This is a genomic window from Escherichia sp. MOD1-EC5495 (assembly GCF_002965965.1).
Classification (GTDB): domain Bacteria; phylum Pseudomonadota; class Gammaproteobacteria; order Enterobacterales; family Enterobacteriaceae; genus Escherichia; species Escherichia ruysiae.
Genome location: NZ_PTRI01000026.1, coordinates 1 through 20,504, shown reverse-complemented (window position 1 = coordinate 20,504; position 20,504 = coordinate 1). Strand labels below are relative to the sequence as shown.

General features: G+C 47.2%; 15 protein-coding genes and 2 pseudogenes. 13 read left to right on the top strand and 4 right to left on the bottom strand.

Translation table 11 applies throughout. The features are described from left to right. Positions 1 to 258: 258 nt before the first annotated feature. From BEG40_RS18455 to BEG40_RS18430, 5 genes and pseudogenes are all read left to right on the top strand, one after another. On the top strand, positions 259 to 828 hold the full coding sequence (locus BEG40_RS18455) for a hypothetical protein (RefSeq protein ID WP_286135154.1): 570 nt from the start codon (positions 259 to 261) through the stop codon (positions 826 to 828). Between the two features lie 63 nt (positions 829 to 891). Further along, positions 892 to 1,599 (top strand): fimbrial biogenesis chaperone, encoded by a 708-nt coding sequence (locus BEG40_RS18450; RefSeq protein WP_105285903.1) that lies wholly within the window; start codon positions 892 to 894, stop codon positions 1,597 to 1,599. Between the two features lie 29 nt (positions 1,600 to 1,628). Further along, positions 1,629 to 4,163, top strand: a complete 2,535-nt coding sequence (locus BEG40_RS18445; RefSeq protein ID WP_105285902.1) for a fimbria/pilus outer membrane usher protein — start codon at positions 1,629 to 1,631, stop codon at positions 4,161 to 4,163. Positions 4,164 to 4,280: 117 nt separating this feature from the next. After that, positions 4,281 to 5,306: pseudogene (locus tag BEG40_RS18440) on the top strand (IS4 family transposase); the annotation flags it as partial. 70 nt (positions 5,307 to 5,376) lie between these two features. After that, positions 5,377 to 6,553 (top strand): IS3 family transposase gene (locus BEG40_RS18430; protein ID WP_105285900.1). Its coding sequence is split into 2 segments (ribosomal slippage): positions 5,377 to 5,645 and positions 5,644 to 6,553, totalling 1,179 coding nucleotides; the frame shifts between segments, so codons are not numbered across the junction. A 9-nt stretch (positions 6,554 to 6,562) separates the two neighbouring features. On the opposite strand, the pseudogene BEG40_RS18425 reads toward BEG40_RS18430, so the two are convergent. The 3 genes and pseudogenes from BEG40_RS18425 to yjdI all read right to left on the bottom strand — a co-directional run. Continuing rightward, positions 6,563 to 6,673, bottom strand: a pseudogene (locus BEG40_RS18425) (helix-turn-helix domain-containing protein); the annotation flags it as partial. A 222-nt stretch (positions 6,674 to 6,895) separates the two neighbouring features. Next, on the bottom strand, positions 6,896 to 7,168 hold the full coding sequence (locus BEG40_RS18420; protein ID WP_000405640.1) for a GNAT family N-acetyltransferase: 273 nt from the start codon (positions 7,166 to 7,168) through the stop codon (positions 6,896 to 6,898). 11 nt (positions 7,169 to 7,179) lie between these two features. Continuing rightward, positions 7,180 to 7,410 carry a 4Fe-4S mono-cluster protein YjdI gene (gene yjdI, locus BEG40_RS18415; protein WP_000371865.1) on the bottom strand — a complete coding sequence of 77 codons (231 nt, stop codon included), beginning with the start codon at positions 7,408 to 7,410 and terminating at the stop codon, positions 7,180 to 7,182. 178 nt (positions 7,411 to 7,588) lie between these two features. Here yjdI and BEG40_RS18410 point away from each other — a divergent pair, with 178 nt between their 5' ends. The 5 genes from BEG40_RS18410 to BEG40_RS18390 all read left to right on the top strand — a co-directional run bounded on the left by BEG40_RS18410 (position 7,589) and on the right by BEG40_RS18390 (position 14,344). After that, positions 7,589 to 9,220 (top strand): sensor histidine kinase, encoded by a 1,632-nt coding sequence (locus BEG40_RS18410; RefSeq protein WP_105285899.1) that lies wholly within the window; start codon positions 7,589 to 7,591, stop codon positions 9,218 to 9,220. Continuing rightward, positions 9,217 to 9,936, top strand: a complete 720-nt coding sequence (dcuR, locus tag BEG40_RS18405) for a two-component system response regulator DcuR (RefSeq protein ID WP_021551520.1) — start codon at positions 9,217 to 9,219, stop codon at positions 9,934 to 9,936. Before BEG40_RS18410 ends, dcuR begins: the two co-directional genes overlap by 4 nt. 570 nt (positions 9,937 to 10,506) lie before the next feature. After that, the gene (gene dcuB / locus BEG40_RS18400; protein ID WP_000899528.1) at positions 10,507 to 11,847 is read left to right on the top strand and encodes an anaerobic C4-dicarboxylate transporter DcuB; all 1,341 of its coding nucleotides are present in this window, start codon (positions 10,507 to 10,509) and stop codon (positions 11,845 to 11,847) included. 77 nt (positions 11,848 to 11,924) lie between these two features. Continuing rightward, positions 11,925 to 13,571, top strand: a complete 1,647-nt coding sequence (fumB, locus tag BEG40_RS18395) for a class I fumarate hydratase (protein WP_105285898.1) — start codon at positions 11,925 to 11,927, stop codon at positions 13,569 to 13,571. Positions 13,572 to 13,693: 122 nt separating this feature from the next. Next, on the top strand, positions 13,694 to 14,344 hold the full coding sequence (locus BEG40_RS18390; protein WP_105285897.1) for a DUF2238 domain-containing protein: 651 nt from the start codon (positions 13,694 to 13,696) through the stop codon (positions 14,342 to 14,344). Here the strand turns inward: BEG40_RS18390 and melA are convergent. Next, positions 14,341 to 15,696 carry an alpha-galactosidase gene (gene melA, locus BEG40_RS18385; protein ID WP_105285896.1) on the bottom strand — a complete coding sequence of 452 codons (1,356 nt, stop codon included), beginning with the start codon at positions 15,694 to 15,696 and terminating at the stop codon, positions 14,341 to 14,343. The genes BEG40_RS18390 and melA overlap by 4 nt on opposite strands. A gap of 260 nt (positions 15,697 to 15,956) precedes the next feature. Here melA and melR point away from each other — a divergent pair, with 260 nt between their 5' ends. From melR to adiY, 3 genes are all read left to right on the top strand, one after another. Then, entirely contained in the window at positions 15,957 to 16,865 is a 909-nt protein-coding gene (gene melR, locus BEG40_RS18380) for a transcriptional regulator MelR (protein WP_001090774.1), read from the top strand. 197 nt (positions 16,866 to 17,062) lie between these two features. Continuing rightward, a complete protein-coding gene (gene adiA / locus BEG40_RS18375; RefSeq protein WP_077629234.1) occupies positions 17,063 to 19,330 on the top strand; it encodes an arginine decarboxylase in 2,268 nt (755 codons plus the stop codon). Between the two features lie 335 nt (positions 19,331 to 19,665). Beyond that, positions 19,666 to 20,427: a DNA-binding transcriptional activator AdiY gene (adiY, locus tag BEG40_RS18370; RefSeq protein WP_001217092.1), complete on the top strand. Its 762-nt coding sequence runs from the start codon at positions 19,666 to 19,668 to the stop codon at positions 20,425 to 20,427. Positions 20,428 to 20,504: the final 77 nt, after the last annotated feature.

Genomic DNA, 20,504 nt, shown 5'->3' with positions numbered 1-20,504 from the left:
AAAAATACAAATAAAAAAAACAAAAAAAACAAAAAAACATTGCATTTTATCAATTCCAGTCATTTACAATGATTAATCATTCAAATATGACAGCTATCCACACCAAATAATTTTAAATGTATACGTTGATTAGCAAAAAACATTCAAATAACCTAATAAGGCAATGCAGCCTGTCTTCAAAAGGAAATCCCATCCGCTAAGACAGCGCAGCAGCATTACTTAATCCAAACAATTAGATCATCAGATGAGATTCATATTATGAAGATGAAAAAAACATTTTTTTTGATGAGTTTATTATCGACTATGGCTGCCGGTACAGCAATGGCAGCCTCGGGCGATACAATTGGTACGGGTACAGTAGCAGTAACTGGCACAACGGGTGCTTCAACTTGTTCAGTTGTTTTTCCTACAAGTGTAACCATGCCAACCATTACGACTTCATTGTTTCAGAACGTTGGAAACGGAAGTGCAATCCTCCAGCAACAGGCAGGTAATATCCAATTTAATGGATGTAATGGTCAATCAGTTAATATTAAAGTAGCAGCTAATGATGGTACGATTACCGGTAGTAAGAATATCGTTTATCCGAACCTTAATAATAAGGCTCAGTCTTGGTTTGGGTTGACTTTTGGTATCTCAACAGATCAAGGCTCAACCTTTACAAACCTTAAACTAGATAACAGCCCAAGTACAGCAATTGCTGTTGATAGTGATGTGTTTACTGTGCCGGTTCGTGTTGAAGCAGTTAAAATGACTAGCAATAATGGCATTAGTATATCACAAGGCAATTATAGCTCTAATTTCGTTGTGACCGCAACTTACGCTTAATTTTAATTACAATAAAGCATGACTTTAAACAGTCATGCTTTAACCTCTAACTTGGGTTATTTAATGAAAAAACATATCGTTGGTTATTTTATATACATTGTTTTTTTGCCATTTCCCTCCATAGCTCAGAACATTGAAGGGATAAATTTAGATCTGACCAGAGTTATATTAGATTCTCAGCAGAAAAGTACATCCATAAAAGTTAATAACTTTAATAACAAAACTTGGCTATTGCGTTCGTGGATATCGGAATATAATAGCGATGAAAAAAATAAAAGTTTTATTTTAACACCTCCACTTTATAGAGTTTCACCTGGCGAAAGCATACAATTGAGGATTGATAAAATTTCTCAATCATTGCCAATGGATAAAGAATCTGTTTTTATAATCAATGTTTTGGCAATACCAGCCATACAAAAAGATAATAGCACCACTTCCCAGGATTCAACAAAATTGCAACTTGCAATAAACAATAGAATAAAATTATTTTATCGACCACATAATCTTAATAAGCAGAATATAGTTGATGCAGCGTTCAAATCGCTGAAGATTTCAAAAAACCAAAATAATGTGCAAATAAAAAATCCAACCCCCTACTACATTACGATGGATGACGTAAAAATAAATGGTAAAAAAGTAACTTCTATTGAAGATTTTATGGTAGCTCCTTATTCAACATTGAATATTCCAGAAAGGAATGCTATTTCGTTTAGCTTTACTACGATAAACGACTATGGTGGAAAATCCTCAGTCACAGTAATTAATTTTTGAGGTCATGTTTTAGCTAGTCTGGAGGCTCTTTGAAAGGTATAATTAAACACCCTCTACTTTTGATAAGGGTCGCAGTTCTGTTTCCGGCGTTTAGTTGGGCTTCAGTTAATTCCATATATACCAGTAATACTGGTTTTACATTTAATGCAGATTTTCTAAAACTATCCGATGGGGGAAATGCTAAAAACATCGATCTGAGCTACTTTGCTAATGCAAGTGGTGCCGTGCCTGGAAAATATACCGTTGATGTTATTCTTAATAACAAATTAATTGATAGCGCAGTTAGCATTAATTTTTTGCCTCATAATGCTACACTTTGTGCAGCATTAACATTCCAGCAACTTGATCGTTGGGGGATTGATATTGGAAAAATAGAAGCACCTCGTCCCGGGAAAGAGGCGTGTATAAATAAGTTAATTGCGGGTGCAGGTGAAAATTTTGATATTAATAATCATCGGTTATTTTTAACTATCCCTCAAAGTTATCTTAAGCCTCAGGACTGGCTGAGCACACCGCCGTATCTATGGGATGATGGCTTACCCGCTTTGATGGTTAATTATAACTTCAATGGCCTAAAACAAAATAATAATGACTATAACAGTCGTAGCCAATTTTTATCACTAGATAACTCATTAAATCTGGGTGGGTGGCGCCTGCGCCAAAGAGGAAACTGGTCAACCAACTCTTCTGATAAAAATAGCCACTGGCAGCCAGTCAGTGTTTATTTACAGCATGGTTATGCTTTCTTACAAGGCGGGCAATTTACAATTGGGCAGACATCAACGGATGGTGCGATTTTTAACAGCTTTCCTTTTGAAGGCGCACAATTCTCCTCTGATGATGGTATGATTGCTGCAGAACTCAGCCAATACAGTCCCGTTGTAAGAGGTATTGCCTATTCACAAGCACAGATATCAGTAAAACAAAACGGCATTTTAATTTACCAAAAAAGTGTTCCTCCAGGCCCTTTCGAATTACGAGATTTCAATCAAATTTTCACAGGCGATCTGGAAATTGAAATTCGTGAAGCAGATGGCAGCGTTCGCCGTTACACCCAAGCGACAGCCGTGCTACCAATCCTCCAGCGAGAGGGGCGATTTCGTTATAACCTAGCATTTGGTAAATATTATTCAGATTTCACCAACTCTGAGGATAGCACCAATCCACAGTTTGCTCAGTCCTCTGTAGCAATAGGTTTACCTGATGAATACACTCTCTATGGCGGAGGGATTTATGCGGATGATTATACGGCAGCGCTTTTTGGAGTGGGTAAATATTCAGATGTATGGGGCGCCTTTTCTGTTGATGTGACGCACGCAAGATCAAAGTTTACTCGGAACTATAGCGCATTAGGTACTCAGCAGGGAGAATCTTATCGATTTATGTATTCACGCGGTTTTGGTGAGACTAATACTACATTAAATATCACCGGGTATCGTTATGCAACGCGTGGCTATTACAATTTTGATGAACTACAACAGCTTCAATCAGGATATGCAAATGACAGAAGCGTAAACAGCTATCACCAACATTCCCGTGTTTCAACAACGATTAATCAGGATCTTCAGAACTGGGGACAAATCAATCTTTCAGCCAGCAAGGATCAGTACTGGGATATGGCGGATGGTTATAATATCTCTGCGTCTTATTCTCTACCATTCCGCTATATCTCAGCAATGGTATCGCTTGGATATAATAAAAATCCGACCTACCGCGATGTAGATAAATCACTTTTCTTCTCTATCTCCGTTCCGTTAAGTAACTTTTTGAGCGGTAATAATATGTTCTTAACGGCTAACACGATTACAAACAATGGCCAAGTACAGCAACAGATTGGCCTCAATGGCGCTACCCGCAACGGGGAATTCAATTATGCAATTGCTCAAGGTTGGCAAAACCATAATCATGGAAAAGCAGGCAATATCAATCTTAATTATCGTGGCCCATACGGCTACATTTCCGGCAGCTACGCCTACCAAAAAGACACCAGTCAATGGACTTATGGTCTCAACGGTGGCATAACCATACATCCACACGGAATTACCCTTTCGCAACCGCTTAGTTTAAATAGTGCCAGTGCGCTGATTCAGGCGCGCGATGCCGAAAGTGTAAAAGTGTTAAATGGTGCGGGAATTTATACTGACTGGCGCGGTTATGCCATCGTTCCTTATCTTAGCCCTTACAATCGTAACCAAATATCACTGGACGTGAATAGCGTGAAGGATGATGTCGAGTTATTAAATACAGATGTTACGGTAATACCTAGTCGCGGAGCGTTAGTATCCGCGCCGTTTAAAGTAAATATAGGTAATAAGGCTCTGATTACTTTAACACAGAAAAACGGTACCCCCGTTCCCTTTGGTAGTCTGGTTACTTTGGATTCAGAAAACAGCATCAATAGCAGTATCGTCGCTGATAATGGGCAGGTGTACATGTCAGGCTTACCTAAGGAAGACACTCTCGTGGTTAAATGGGGTGATGAGCCCTCACAACAGTGCAAAGTGAATTACAAACTTAAGGATACAAAGATTAAATTCAATGAGTTTACTGCTCAATGTATTTAAATTTTCTTGAATAATGAATAGCCCCGTTTGAGGGCAATGCCGATCAGTTAAGGATCAGTTGACCGATCCTTAAACTGCGGCACTATAACGGCTTCCACAACAGGGAGCCGTTTTATTATGTCACTTCTCAATGATCTGCTCGATTTCAGTGACCATCCGCTTATGCCACTTCCCTCTGCACAACTTTTTGCAGAGCACCTTCCCGTCGAGTGAATACAGCACTGCCTGACGCTTTCTGCTCATGTGACCATTCGCCGCCGTCGTTTACCGGGGGACATGGTTATCTGGATAGTGGTGGCCATGGCCTTCTTCCGCAATGAGCCCATTACCGATGCGGTTCGCCCTCTGAACCTGAGCGTAGATGGCGAAGCAGGGGTGAACCTGCAGGCCCGCAGTGCTGTCATCCTGGCGCGTCAGCGCCTGGGTGCCGCCCCGGTGGAATGGCTCTTCCGCCAGACCGCACAGACATGGGGCGCGGAACGTTGCCTGAAGGATGACTGGCACGGCCTGCAGCTTTTTGCCATTGATGGCACGCAGTTCAGGACACCGGATGAACCTGAGTTGCGTGAATATTATGGCTCTGCCAACACATCCACTGAGCGGCAGAGCGCCTACCCGGTTATGCGTCTGGTGGCGTTAATGAATCCGGGAAGTTACATTCTGCTGAATGCTGTGACCGCGCCTTACCGGCGGAGCGAAACCGTGCTGGCCCATTCCATGCTCACCACCATCCCGGATAACTCCATTACGCTGTTTGACAGGCTCTTTTACAGCGCAGACCTGCTGCTGACGCTGAACCAGCAGGGTTGTAACCGCCACTGGCTACTGCCTGCGTGGAAGAATATCGCGGCAGAAACAGAAGAAAGTTACGGTCCCGGTGACAGACTTCTGAAACTGAAGGTGTCACCACAAGCAAGGAAAAAGAATCCTTCACTGCCAGAGTTCTGGTACGCCAGGGCGGTGACTTATGAGGTAAACGGAGTGGAGAAAACGGTGCTGACATCACTCCCGGCAGACCGCTACAAAGCAAAAGAGGTGGCGGAACTTTACCATTCACGATGGGAAGTCGAAGTCGGGTTCAGAAACCTGAAAAGCAGCCTGCTGAACAATGCCCTGGTACTGAGAAGCCGTAAGGCTGAGCTGTAGTGGCACACTAAATTTGGCCACCTGATTAAAGGTAATATTCTCACCACAACACAAAACAGGTGACTTAATGAACAAGAAAACCAAACGAACCTTCACCCCTGAGTTCAGGCTGGAATGTGCACAGCTGATTGTTGATAAGGGCTACTCATATCGACAGGCCAGTGAAGCGATGAATGTCCGTTCAACCACGCTTGAAAGCTGGGTACGCCAGCTCAGGCGAGAGCGCCAGGGGATTACGCCCTCTGCCACACCCATTACTCCAGACCAGCAACGTATCCGCGAGCTGGAAAAGCAAGTTCGCCGTCTGGAGGAACAAAATACGATATTAAAAAAGCTACCGCGCTCTTAATGTCCGACCCGCTGAACGGTTCACGATAGCCGCCAGACTGAGTGACAGCCACACGGTTGTCAGCCTGTGTTCTGCTCTGGAAATACACCGCAGCAGTTACCGGTACTGGCGAAAACGACGCGATACGGTTAATCCGGCGCGAGTCAGGTTGTGCAGCGAAATACGCCGGGCGTGGAACCAAAGTCGGGGCTCTGCGGGCGCGCGCACTCTGGCTGAAATGCTGACTCAAAACGGCGTCCCGATGAGCCGTTACCGTGCCGGGCGTCTGATGAAATATCTGAACCTGAGCAGTTGTCAGCCCGGAAAACATCAGTATAAAAATGCCCGTCAGGAGCATACCGGCCTGCCGAATCTGCTCAAGCGTCAGTTCGCAGTACCGGAGCCAGACCGGGTATGGTGTGGAGATATTACGTATCTCTGGGCAGGAAATCGCTGGTGCTATCTGGCGGTTGTTATGGATCTTTTTGCCCGCAGGGTTATCGGCTGGAGTCTGTCAGCGCATGCCGATACCGCACTGATAAGCAGTGCCCTGCGGATGGCCTATGAGACGCGTGGCCAACCCCGGGATGCCATGTTCCATAGCGACCAGGGAAGCCAGTATACAGGCCTTAAATATCAACAACTTCTCTGGCGTTGCAGAATAAATCAAAGCGTCAGTCGGCGGGGAAACTGCTGGGATAACAGCCCCATGGAACGCTTCTTCCGCAGTCTGAAAACAGAATGGGTGCCAGCGAATGGTTACGCAGGCAAGGACGAGGCCCGGCAGCAAATTAATGATTACATATTGAACTACTACAACAGCGTCAGACCTCACCATTATAACGGTGGGCTGACGCCGGAAGAGTCAGAGAACAGATACCATTTTTACTGTAAAACCGTGGCCAATATTACTTGACCACTACATATCACGTGAGACACCCATGATTTTACAGGCCTTAGACACATTACTGAGTTCTTCAGCCAGATTGAGCAAACCGGCTTTGTGTTTGATGACGGGATTGTTAGTATGAAGCATGAGAGTTACCTCGTGTTTTGTATACGGATTCGACACCCATGTCAAAACCGGTAACTCTCAACCTTTCAAGGCCATGTGTCAGATCAAGTCGTGACTAATACAGGTTAAGATATCAAAAACCCGTTATCCGGTGAAACGCAGTGCCGCTCCTCTTAAGTGAACGGCATTGCCTACAAGGCGGGTTTTTGCTTTTGGGAATACGTCCTTCCTGCCTTCGCCCCATCAACTGCGAATATCATCATACTCACGCGTTTTATCAAATTCGTGTTTCGCAAACGGGCACAGTGGGATAATTTTCCGTTTTTCCTGGCGCATTTTTTCCACGACTTTCGCTACCAGTTGTTTACCAATCCCCTGTCCTTTCAGGCTTTCATCAACATCGGTATGTTCAATAATCGCTAAATTCTCTCCGGTCGGCACAAAGACAATTTCAGCTATTTGATTTCCCTGCGCATCATTGATGTAAAATTTATTATGACCCTCACGTATTTCCATTTTCCCCTCACTTATTTATGACGGTATTTCAGTGCACCGCTGGGACATGTATCAATAACATTCACGACGGTAGCGACGTCTACTTCATCCGGCATGATCCACGGTTTACGTTTAAGATTAAACAGTTTGCTATTACCGCGCACACAATTACCGGAATGCTGACATATTGCGGTGTTGAAATAGACATCGACCTTTTCGCCGGTATAGCAGCGATAACCAACGTCCAGTAGTTCCTGATCCATGACCTTCCCTCCCTCATAAGTATGGTTTTCGCTATAAGCATAGCTCTCGAATCGCCAGACGACACCGGAAGTTTCAGTTACCAAATCCGCTTCCCCGGATGGCCAATCCCCTTACTCCCTTTGAATTACCCGCAGCATCAGAGATAATGCTTAGGAAATTTGTCATACAAGGAAGCTGATGAGACATTCACTGCCCTGCCGCATGTTACGCAAACGTCCGATGAAACTCAGTACCACGGTGATCTTAATGGTCAGCGCAGTGCTGTTCTCGGTGCTGCTGGTAGTGCATCTGGTTTACTTCTCGCAAATCAGCGATATGACGCGTGACGGGCTGGCTAACAAGGCGCTGGCCGTGGCGCGTACCCTTGCCGACTCGCCAGAAATTCGTCAGGGCTTGCAGAAAAAACCGCAGGAGAGCGGTATCCAGGACATCGCCGAAGCTGTACGCAAACGCAACGATCTGCTGTTTATTGTCGTTACCAATATGCAAAGCCTTCGCTACTCGCACCCTGAAACCCAACGCATTGGTCAGCTCTTTAAAGGGGACGACATCCTGAAGGCGCTCAACGGCGAGGAAAATGTCGCGATTAATCGCGGTTTTCTGGCACAGGCTTTACGCGTATTTACCCCTATCTACGACGAAAATCATAAGCAGATCGGCGTGGTGGCGATTGGTCTGGAGCTAAGCCGCGTAACGCAGCAGATCAATGACAGTCGCTGGAGCATTATCTGGTCAATTTTATTCGGTGTGCTGGTTGGCGGGCTGGGTACATGGATTTTAGTCAAAGTACTTAAGCGCATCCTGTTCGGCCTGGAGCCTTACGAAATCTCAACTCTGTTTGAGCAACGCCAGGCAATGCTGCAATCAATCAAGGAAGGTGTCGTTGCCATAGACGCGCGCGGCGAGGTCACACTCATCAATGATGCTGCGCAAGAACTGCTTAATTATCACAAATCCCAGGATGACGAAAAGCTATCGACACTGAGTCAGGCATGGTCGCAGGTGGTGGATGTCTCGGAAGTATTACGTGACGGCACGCCGCGACGAGATGAAGAGGTTACCGTCAAAGATCGGCTATTACTCATCAACACCGTACCCGTACGCAGCAATGGCGTTATCATCGGAGCCATCTCTACCTTCAGGGACAAAACGGAAGTTCGTAAGCTAATGCAACGGTTGGATGGGCTGGTCAACTATGCCGACGCACTTCGTGAACGCTCCCACGAATTTATGAACAAATTACACGTGATTCTCGGATTATTACATCTGAAGAGTTATAAGCAGTTGGAAGATTACATTCTAAAAACAGCCAACAACTATCAGGAAGAGATTGGCTCTTTGCTGGGTAAAATCAAATCTCCGGTTATCGCTGGTTTTTTAATCAGCAAGATTAACCGCGCGACCGATTTAGGCCATACGCTGATATTAAATAGTGAGAGCCAGTTGCCAGACAGCGGTAGTGAAGATCAAGTCGCAACGTTAATTACCGCACTGGGAAATCTGATAGAAAACGCGCTGGAGGCATTAGGGCAAGAACCCGGTGGTGAAATCAGCGTTACGTTGCACTACCGTCACGGCTGGCTGCACTGTGAAATTAACGATGATGGTCCGGGAATTTCCCCCGACAAAATCGATCACATTTTTGAAAAAGGTGTCTCGACAAAAGGAAGTGAACGAGGCGTCGGTCTGGCACTTGTCAAACAACAGGTTGAAAATCTCGGCGGCAGCATTGCCGTGGAATCGGAACCCGGGATTTTCACACAATTTTTTGTCCAGTTACCCTGGGATGGGGAGAGGTCGAGCAAATGATCAATGTATTAATTATCGATGACGACGCAATGGTGGCGGAGTTGAATCGCCGATACGTGGCGCAGATCCCTGGTTTTCAATGCTGCGGAACAGCCTCGACACTGGAGAAAGCCAAAGAGATTATCTTCAACAACGAAACACCTATCGACCTGATCTTGCTCGATATCTATATGCAAAAAGAAAACGGGCTCGATTTACTGCCTGTCCTGCACAACGCTCGATGCAAAAGCGATGTGATTGTCATCTCCTCGGCTGCTGATGCCGCAACCATTAAGGATTCTCTGCATTATGGCGTCGTTGATTATCTCATCAAACCGTTCCAGGCATCACGTTTTGAAGAGGCACTCATCGGCTGGCGACAAAAGAAAATGGCGCTGGAGAAACATCAATACTATGACCAGACCGAACTGGATCAGCTAATTCATGGCAACTCATCTAACGAACAGGATACCCGCCGACTGCCGAAAGGCTTAACGCCGCAGACTTTACGCACGCTGTGCCAGTGGATTGACGCTCACCAGGACTATGAATTTTCAACCGACGAGCTGGCCAACGAGGTTAACATCTCTCGCGTTTCCTGCCGCAAATATCTGATCTGGCTAGTAAATTGTCACATCTTAGTTACCAGTATCCATTATGGCGTCACCGGTCGTCCGGTTTATCGCTACCGTATTCAGGCAGAGCATTACTCATTACTGAAGCAATATTGCCAATAACGCGTTATTAGTTATCTGGAAGTAACAATTATTGCAGTAATGCAAACCAGCACTGGCACAAGTTACATCAGCCATCAGTAAAACTTGTGCCAGATCAAATATAATTATCCCTCTTCATCCCCTGCGAATTAATATCAATTCGGATAAATAGAGTTTTTAATTTCAAAACGCTAACAAAAGTTAATTAACTATTATGTCACCCGTATTATGTGTATTTTTACCCACAAATAGGTAGATCAGAATAATCTATAAACTTGATGATATCTGTCTGTAGAACAAAAATTATACCAATAAATATCAACAAGATAGAGCAAAACAGATCTTTAACATCTGCGAAACACAAACTATAACCCCATCGCCAGAGAGTATTTTCCTCTGAAAAAGTCACTTATCACAGTGCATAAATTTACCGCTGTCTGAATCAGCCAATATTCACTGTGAAGTATTTACTCAAGCCAGTAACGACCAAACGGATATTTAGTCAGTCTCTGATAACAGTTCATCCAAAACAGAATGTGGCTGTGATCTATTTGGCAAGAATTTAAATGGGATTATCGCGAGGGTTTACACATGTTATTTACCATCCAACTTATCATAATACTGATATGTCTGTTTTATGGTGCCCGAAAGGGCGGTATCGCGCTGGGTTTATTAGGCGGTATCGGCCTGGTCATTCTGGTGTTCGTCTTCCATCTTCAGCCGGGTAAACCACCGGTTGATGTCATGCTGGTCATCATCGCGGTGGTAGCGGCATCGGCGACCCTGCAAGCCTCTGGCGGCCTGGATGTTATGCTGCAAATTGCCGAAAAACTGCTGCGTCGCAATCCGAAATATGTTTCCATCGTCGCACCGTTTGTCACCTGTACGCTGACCATTCTTTGCGGTACGGGTCACGTGGTTTACACCATCCTGCCGATCATCTACGACGTTGCGATTAAGAACAACATCCGTCCGGAACGCCCAATGGCGGCGAGCTCTATCGGCGCGCAGATGGGGATTATCGCCAGTCCGGTGTCGGTTGCCGTTGTATCGCTGGTCGCAATGCTGGGGAACGTAACCTTTGATGGTCGTCACCTTGAGTTCCTCGACCTGCTTGCGATTACCATCCCCTCTACCTTGTTAGGTATCCTGGCGATCGGTATTTTCAGTTGGTTCCGTGGTAAAGATCTGGACAAAGACGAAGAGTTCCAGAAATTCATCTCCGTACCAGAAAACCGTGAGTACGTTTACGGTGACACCGCCACGCTGCTGGATAAAAAACTGCCGAAAAGCAACTGGCTGGCAATGTGGATCTTCCTCGGGGCAATCGCGGTGGTCGCACTTCTTGGTGCTGATTCTGACCTGCGTCCGTCTTTTGGCGGCAAACCGCTGTCGATGGTACTGGTTATCCAGATGTTTATGCTGTTGACCGGGGCGCTGATTATTATCCTGACCAAAACCAATCCCGCGTCCATCTCAAAAAATGAAGTCTTCCGTTCCGGTATGATTGCCATCGTGGCGGTATACGGTATCGCGTGGATGGCGGAAACCATGTTCGGTGCGCATATGTCTGAAATTCAGGGCGTACTGGGCGAAATGGTGAAAGAGTATCCGTGGGCTTATGCCATTGTTCTATTGCTGGTCTCCAAGTTTGTTAACTCCCAGGCCGCTGCACTGGCAGCAATTGTTCCGGTTGCACTGGCGATTGGCGTTGACCCGGCATACATCGTGGCTTCAGCACCGGCTTGCTATGGTTATTACATCCTGCCGACCTATCCGAGCGATCTGGCAGCGATTCAGTTTGACCGTTCCGGAACCACCCACATCGGCCGCTTCGTCATCAACCACAGCTTTATTTTGCCAGGGTTGATTGGTGTGAGCGTATCGTGCGTCTTCGGCTGGATCTTCGCTGCGATGTACGGGTTCTTGTAATTGCACTCTGCGTGCTGCCCGTCGCTGTGCGGCACGCCATTTTCGTATAACAAATACAGAGTTACAGGCTGGAAGCTATGTCAAATAAAGAGTTTATTTATCAGACGCCTTTCCCGATGGGGAAAGACAATACCGAGTACTATCTGCTCACATCCGATTACGTTAGTGTTGCCGAATTTAACGGCGAAACCATCCTGAAGGTGGAACCTGAAGCCCTGACCTTGCTGGCGCAGCAAGCCTTCCATGACGCTTCTTTCATGCTCCGCCCGGCACACCAGCAACAGGTTGCTTCTATTCTTCACGACCCTGAAGCCAGTGAAAACGATAAGTATGTGGCGCTGCAATTCTTGAGAAACTCAGAAATCGCCGCCAAAGGTGTATTGCCGACCTGCCAGGATACCGGCACCGCCATCATCGTCGGTAAAAAAGGTCAGCGAGTGTGGACCGGCGGCGGTGATGAAGAAGCCTTATCAAAAGGCGTCTATAACACTTATATCGAAGATAACCTGCGCTATTCACAAAACGCACCGCTGGACATGTACAAAGAGGTCAACACCGGCACTAACCTGCCTGCGCAAATCGACCTGTACGCGGTAGATGGCGACGAGTACAAATTCCTCTGCGTCGCCAAAGGCGGCGGTTCTGCCAACAAAACGTATCTCTATCAGGAAACCAAAGCCCTGCTGACTCCGGGTAAACTGAAAAACTTCCTCGTTGAGAAAATGCGTACCCTCGGCACCGCAGCCTGCCCGCCGTACCATATCGCGTTTGTGATTGGCGGCACGTCTGCGGAAACCAACCTGAAAACCGTCAAGTTGGCAAGTGCTCACTATTACGATGAGCTGCCGACTGAAGGGAACGAACACGGTCAGGCGTTCCGCGATGTTCAGTTAGAACAAGAACTGCTGGAAGAGGCTCAGAAGCTCGGCCTCGGCGCGCAGTTTGGCGGTAAATACTTCGCTCACGACATCCGCGTAATCCGCCTGCCGCGTCACGGCGCATCCTGCCCGGTGGGTATGGGCGTCTCCTGCTCCGCTGACCGCAACATTAAAGCGAAAATTAACCGCGAAGGTATCTGGATAGAAAAACTGGAACACAACCCAGGTCAGTATATTCCTGAAGAGCTGCGTCAGGCGGGTGAAGGCGAAGCGGTGAAAGTCGATCTCAACCGTCCGATGAAAGAGATCCTCGCCCAGCTTTCGCAGTATCCGGTATCCACCCGCTTGTCACTCACCGGCACAATTATCGTCGGTCGTGATATTGCGCACGCCAAGCTGAAAGAATTGATCGACGCCGGTAAAGAACTGCCGCAGTACATCAAAGATCACCCGATCTACTACGCAGGTCCGGCAAAAACGCCAGCCGGTTATCCATCGGGTTCTTTAGGCCCAACCACTGCAGGCCGTATGGACTCTTACGTGGATCTGCTGCAATCCCACGGTGGCAGCATGATCATGCTGGCGAAAGGTAACCGCAGTCAGCAAGTCACCGACGCGTGTCATAAACACGGCGGCTTCTACCTCGGTAGCATTGGCGGCCCGGCGGCAGTGCTGGCACAGCAGAGCATTAAGCATCTGGAATGTGTCGCTTATCCGGAACTGGGTATGGAAGCTATCTGGAAAATCGACGTAGAAGATTTCCCGGCGTTTATCCTGGTCGATGACAAAGGCAACGACTTCTTCCAGCAAATCGTCAACAAACAGTGCGCGAACTGCACTAAGTAACTTCTTTGGCCCAGCGCCTGGCGGCATACTGCCAGGTGATCCCCCTGGGCCACCTCTTTTGCGATTGTAATTTCATGCTTGCTGGTGAATAGTCAGTATTTTCCCTGACTTGCGAACTCACCATGACCCGCACACTCAAGCCGTTAATTCTTAACACTGGCGCACTGGCGCTGACGTTAATCCTGATTTACACCGGAATTTCGGCTCATGACAAACTCACCTGGTTGATGGAAGTGACGCCGGTAATTATTGTCGTACCGTTGCTGCTTACCACCGCCAGACGTTATCCGTTAACGCCGCTGCTCTATGCACTGATTTTCTTTCACGCCATCATCCTGATGGTCGGCGGTCAGTACACCTACGCGAAAGTCCCCATCGGTTTTGAAGTACAGGAATGGTTGGGGTTAAGCCGTAATCCGTATGACAAGCTGGGGCATTTTTTCCAGGGGCTGGTGCCTGCACTGGTGGCGCGAGAAATCCTCGTGCGTGGAATGTACGTGCGCGGACGCAAAATGGTGGCGTTTCTGGTCTGCTGCGTAGCACTGGCGATAAGCGCCATGTATGAGTTGATCGAGTGGTGGGCGGCGCTGGCGATGGGTCAGGGAGCGGATGATTTTCTCGGCACCCAGGGCGACCAGTGGGACACGCAATCCGATATGTTCTGCGCGCTGCTGGGCGCATTAACTACGGTGATATTGCTTGCTCGACTTCACTGTCGCCAGCTCCGGCGCTATGGCTTAATTACCAAAGCGCCGGACGCGATTACCTCTTAAGGGTGCAACCAGCCTGGCAGCCAGTCGCCGTGGGCGGCAATCAGATCGTCAACAAGGACATATATTTCGTCAATGCCCAGCACGGCGGCGGTGTGCGGGTCCATCATCGCGGCGTGGTAAACACGGTCACGGTTTTCGGTGAGAATGGCTTCGGTAAGCAGCGTCTGTACGTTAATATTGGTTTGCATCAGGGCTGCCAGATGCGACGGTAGCGTACCGACTTTGGTCGGCTGAATGCCATTAGCATCAACCAGGCAGGCCACTTCCACACAACATCCTTGCGGCAGGTTATCAATCAAGCCATCGTTACGGACGTTGCCATAAATCACGCTCGGTTCGCCGGTCCAGATAGCGTTCATGATGGTGCTGGCATATTCCCGTGACGGTTTAATATCAATCCGGGAGGCGTTCTTATACTCCTCCAGCTCTTTGTGCCAGTTCTCCAACTGCTCGACGCAGCGTTTCGGGTACTCATCCAGCGGTACTTTATAACGCTCAATCAAATCCTCACGGCCTGGCTTAATAAACCACGGCGTATATTCGGCAAAATGTTCTGACGACTCCGTGACGAAGTAGCCCAGCTTTTTGAACATTTCATAGCGCACAATATTCTGGCAGCGAGGATTACCATGAATATTCGGCTTCGGTGCCTGACCTGCGTCATACGCTGCCAGCAGTTCCGGGTAGAGATTCACGTAACTGCCGTCGGCGGTTTTGCGCTCCAGTTCCAGGTAAAACGCCATATGGTTGATACCCGCACAACGATAACGCAGCGTAGCGGGGTCAATATTGAGGTCACGCGCCAGCTCTTCCGCCGTTCCCTGCACCGAATGGCACAGCCCTACCTGTTTGATATGCGGATAGCGGGCATACATCGCCCAGGTATTCATCGCCATCGGGTTAACGTAGTTGAGCATGGTGGCATCGGGGCAGACTTCTGTCATGTCTTCGCAAATTTGCCACAGGTGCGGAATGGTACGCAGCGCGCGCATAATGCCGCCCGGCCCCAACGTATCGGCAATAGTTTGTTCCAGACCATGGCGCTTACAGACCTCGAAATCAGTCACCGTGCAAGGTTCATAACCACCAATCTGAAATGCCACCACGACAAAATCGGCATCCTGTAAGGCTTCTTTCTGTTGCGTGTGGCAGGTGATTTTGCCGCTGGCTCCTGCTGAATCCATCAGCTTACGCACCACAATGTGCGACTCTTCCAGGCGAGTTGGATCAATGTCCATCAGAGCAATATGCGCCGTTTTCAGCGCCTCGCGATGAAACACATCACCAAGAATATTTTTTACGAAAATTGTCGAACCAGCGCCGATAAAAGTAATTTTGGGTGCAGACATCATTCAGGTCTCCAGGCTTGCTTGAATGATTTCATCATGACAGGCGATTTCGCAGAAAGCCTCCGGCTTCCCGATTGAGCATTCCTAAAAACTCAGATCTGGGGTTACTTAGCAGTAAATCTGAGTTTTTGGGACTAAATTACCTAAAAAACAGAGTAATTAGCCCTTAGAAAATCCTCTCTCTTTACGTTTTGTGTCGTCATTCGCAGTCATCCTCAGCCACTCATGCCATAATTCTGATAATCCAGGAAAGAGAGCCATCCATGAATACAGATACCTTTATGTGTAGCAGCGATGAAAAACAGACCCGCAGCCCGCTGTCTCTGTATTCAGAATACCAGCGGATGGAGATAGAGTTTCGTGCACCGCATGTCATGACCACCAGCCACTGGCATGGTCAGGTTGAGGTAAATGTGCCTTTCGATGGCGATGTGGAATACCTGATTAACAATGAAAAAGTGAATATCAATCAGGGGCATATCACACTGTTCTGGGCCTGTACGCCACACCAACTAACCGATACCGGAACCTGTCAGAGCATGGCGATTTTTAATCTGCCGATGCATCTGTTTCTCTCCTGGCCTCTGGATAAAGACCTTATAAACCACGTCACTCACGGCATGGTGATTAAATCGCTGGCGACACAGCAACTTAGCCCCTTTGAAGTGCGCCGCTGGCAGCAGGAATTGAACAGCCCGAATGAGCAAATCCGCCAGCTCGCCATTGATGAAATTGGCCTGATGCTCAAGCGATTTAGCCTCTCTGGCTGGGAACCGATTCTGGTCAATAAAACCTCGCGCACGCACAAAAACAGCGTCTCGCGCCATGCGCAATTTTACGTCAGCCAGATGCTGGGCTTTATTGCAGAAAACTATGACCAGGCGCTGACCATCAACGACGTGGCTGAGCACGTCAAACTAAACGCCAACTATGCGATGGGGATATTTCAGCGAGTCATGCAGTTGACGATGAAACAGTACATTACCGCGATGCGCATCAACCACGTTCGCGCGTTACTGAGCGATACCGATAAAAGTATTCTCGATATTGCCCTGACGGCAGGTTTTCGTTCAAGCAGTCGTTTTTACAGTACTTTCGCCAAATATGTCGGTATGTCGCCGCAACAATACCGCAAACTTAGCCAACAGCGCCGCCAGACACTTCCCGGTTAAAAACGATATCAGTATCAGCCAAAAAAATAATTTAGCTGTCGATAATAAACATTGAAAATTAATTGAAAAATTAATATAAGCTTCTGTTTATAATAACAAAAAATCAAAACCGCTTATTTTTCAATCGCTTTACAGCCTGAAATGCCCGGAAGATACTTGCCCGCAACGAAGATTCCTTCACAACCGGGTAAACAATGATGAAAGTATTAATTGTTGAAAGCGAGTTTCTACATCAGGACACCTGGGTCGGTAGCGCCGTTGAACGTCTGGCGAATGCCTTGAGCCAACAAAATGTTACCGTCATTAAATCAACCTCATTTGATGATGGTTTTGCCATTCTCTCTTCAAATGAAGCTATTGATTGTCTGATGTTCAGTTATCAAATGGAGCATCCAGACGAACATCAAAACGTCAGAGAATTGATCGGTAAACTTCATGAACGCCAGCAAAACGTGCCGGTATTCCTGTTAGGCGATCGGGAAAAATCAATCGCCGCTCTGGATCGCGACCTGCTGGAGCTTGTCGATGAATTCGCCTGGATTCTGGAAGATACTGCCGATTTTATTGCCGGACGCGCCATCGCCGCGATGACCCGCTACCGTCAACAGCTGTTACCGCCACTGTTCAGCGCGCTGATGAAATATAGCGACATCCATGAGTATTCCTGGGCCGCGCCGGGTCACCAGGGCGGTGTAGGGTTCACTAAAACGCCAGCCGGACGTTTCTACCATGACTATTATGGTGAAAACCTGTTCCGCACCGATATGGGTATCGAACGAACTTCTCTCGGTTCTTTGCTTGACCATACTGGCGCATTTGGCGAAAGCGAAAAATATGCCGCGCGCGTATTTGGTGCCGATCGCTCCTGGTCAGTCGTTGTCGGCACTTCAGGTTCTAACCGCACCATCATGCAGGCTTGCATGACCGATAACGACGTGGTCGTTGTTGACCGTAACTGCCACAAATCCATTGAACAAGGCTTAATGCTGACTGGCGCGAAACCGGTATACATGGTGCCAAGCCGCAACCGCTACGGTATTATCGGGCCAATCTACCCGCAGGAAATGCAGCCTGAAACCTTGCAGAAGAAAATCAGTGAAAGTCCGCTGACTAAAGACAAAGTCGGGCAAAAACCGTCTTACTGCGTGGTGACCAACTGCACCTACGACGGCGTGTGTTATAACGCCAAAGACGCGCAGGATCTGCTGGAAAAAACCTCTGACCGTCTGCATTTCGACGAAGCCTGGTATGGCTACGCACGGTTTAACCCGATCTATGCCGATCACTATGCAATGCGCGGTGAACCTGGCGATCACAATGGCCCAACCGTTTTCGCTACCCACTCCACACATAAACTGCTGAATGCGCTGTCGCAGGCATCTTATATTCATGTACGTGAAGGCCGGGGCGCGATTAACTTCTCCCGCTTTAATCAGGCATACATGATGCATGCCACCACTTCCCCGCTGTATGCCATCTGCGCATCAAACGATGTGGCTGTATCAATGATGGACGGCAACAGCGGTCTGTCACTGACTCAGGAAGTGATCGATGAAGCGGTCGATTTCCGCCAGGCAATGGCACGGTTGTATAAAGAGTTTACTGACGAAGGTAGCTGGTTCTTTAAACCGTGGAATAAAGAAGTGGTTACCGATCCGGAAACCGGCAAAACCTATGACTTTGCCGACGCGCCACGCAAACTGCTGACCACCGTTCAGGACTGCTGGGTAATGCATCCGGGCGAAAGCTGGCACGGCTTTAAAGATATCCCGGACAACTGGAGTATGCTCGACCCGATTAAAGTCAGCATCCTCGCACCGGGGATGGGTGAAGACGGTGAACTGGAAGAGACTGGCGTACCTGCCGCACTGGTTACCGCATGGCTTGGTCACCACGGCATCGTGCCAACTCGCACCACCGATTTCCAGATTATGTTCCTGTTCTCAATGGGTGTGACCCGAGGGAAATGGGGAACTCTGGTTAACACCCTCTGTTCCTTCAAACGCCACTACGACGCCAACACACCGCTGGCGCAGGTGATGCCGGAACTTGTTGAACAATATCCTGACACTTACGCGAACATGGGGATTCACGATCTGGGCGACAAAATGTTTGCCTGGCTGAAAGAAAACAACCCAGGTGCACGGTTAAACGAAGCCTATTCTGGCCTGCCGGTGGCTGAAATCACTCCGCGTGAAGCGTACAACGCGATTGTCGACAACAACGTCGAGCTGGTATCCATTGAAAATCTGCCAGGACGCATTGCGGCGAACTCAGTCATCCCGTATCCGCCAGGAATCCCGATGCTGCTGTCTGGTGAAAACTTCGGCGATAAAAACAGTCCGCAGGTAAGTTATTTACGCTCGCTGCAATCCTGGGATCATCATTTCCCTGGATTTGAACACGAAACTGAAGGTACTGAAATTATTGACGGTATTTACCACGTAATGTGTGTGAAAGCGTAACCACTATTCCGCTGAAGGCGTAATTGTTTTAATAACATTACGCCGCCTGGCCTGAGGCCTTTTGAGTATGGCAACGTTTTCATAAAAATTGCTGCAAACAAAAATGTCATACTTTTTGCGCGGTCCCACCCCGCGCTTTTTTTGTTTATTATTTACCCTTCACCACTCTGTAAAATTTTTTGTACATGAGAAATTACTATAAAAATTTGTAATATTAGTAAAACACGTTATTTTTATGCATGTTTTGATTCGTCATACAATTATATAACCAGTCCCCGGTATCTCTCTATGTTGGCGAGATCCACTATTTTTCTTTGCATTTCAGGAGTACATGTATGAGGATTTGCAGCAACCAACCTTGTATAGTTTTATTAACTGAAAAAGATGTCTGGCTAAGAGTGAATGGGAAAGAGCCTATAAGTTTGAAGGCTAACCATATGGCGTTATTAAGTTGTGAAAATAATATTATCGACGTCTCCTCTCTGAATAACACTTTGATTGCGTATATTAGCCTCGACATCATCAAAGATTATCTCCGTTTTCTGAATAAAGATCTCTCGAAAATACCGGTCTGGCAACGTAGCGCCACACCGATTATTTCCCTGCCATGCCTTACACCAGAGGTGTTTCGCGTTGCGGCGCAACATAGCACAGCGCCTGCTGAAACAGAGTCGGAAAAAGAACGAACACGTGCATTATTATTCACTGTGCTCTCTCGCTTTCTCGACAGTAAAAAATTCCTTTCTCTACTTATGTATATGTTACGTAATTGTGTTAGCGACAGCGTTTATCAAATCATTGAAAGCGATATCCATAAAGACTGGAATCTTAGTATGGTAGCCAGTTGTTTATGTCTTAGCCCAAGTTTGTTAAAGAAAAAGCTGAAAAGCGAAAACACCAGTTATAGCCAAATAATAACCACCTGCCGGATGCGTTATGCTGTTAATGAATTAATGATGGATGGAAAAAATATCTCACAGGTGTCACAGTCCTGTGGCTACAACAGCACGTCTTACTTTATTTCTGTATTTAAAGACTTCTATGGCATGACGCCACTCCATTATGTTAGCCAACACAGAGAACGTTCTGTCGCCTGATTTATAACCTTTACGAAGAGATTAGACTGGCCCCCTGAATCTCCAGACAACCAATATCACTTAAATAAGTGATAGTC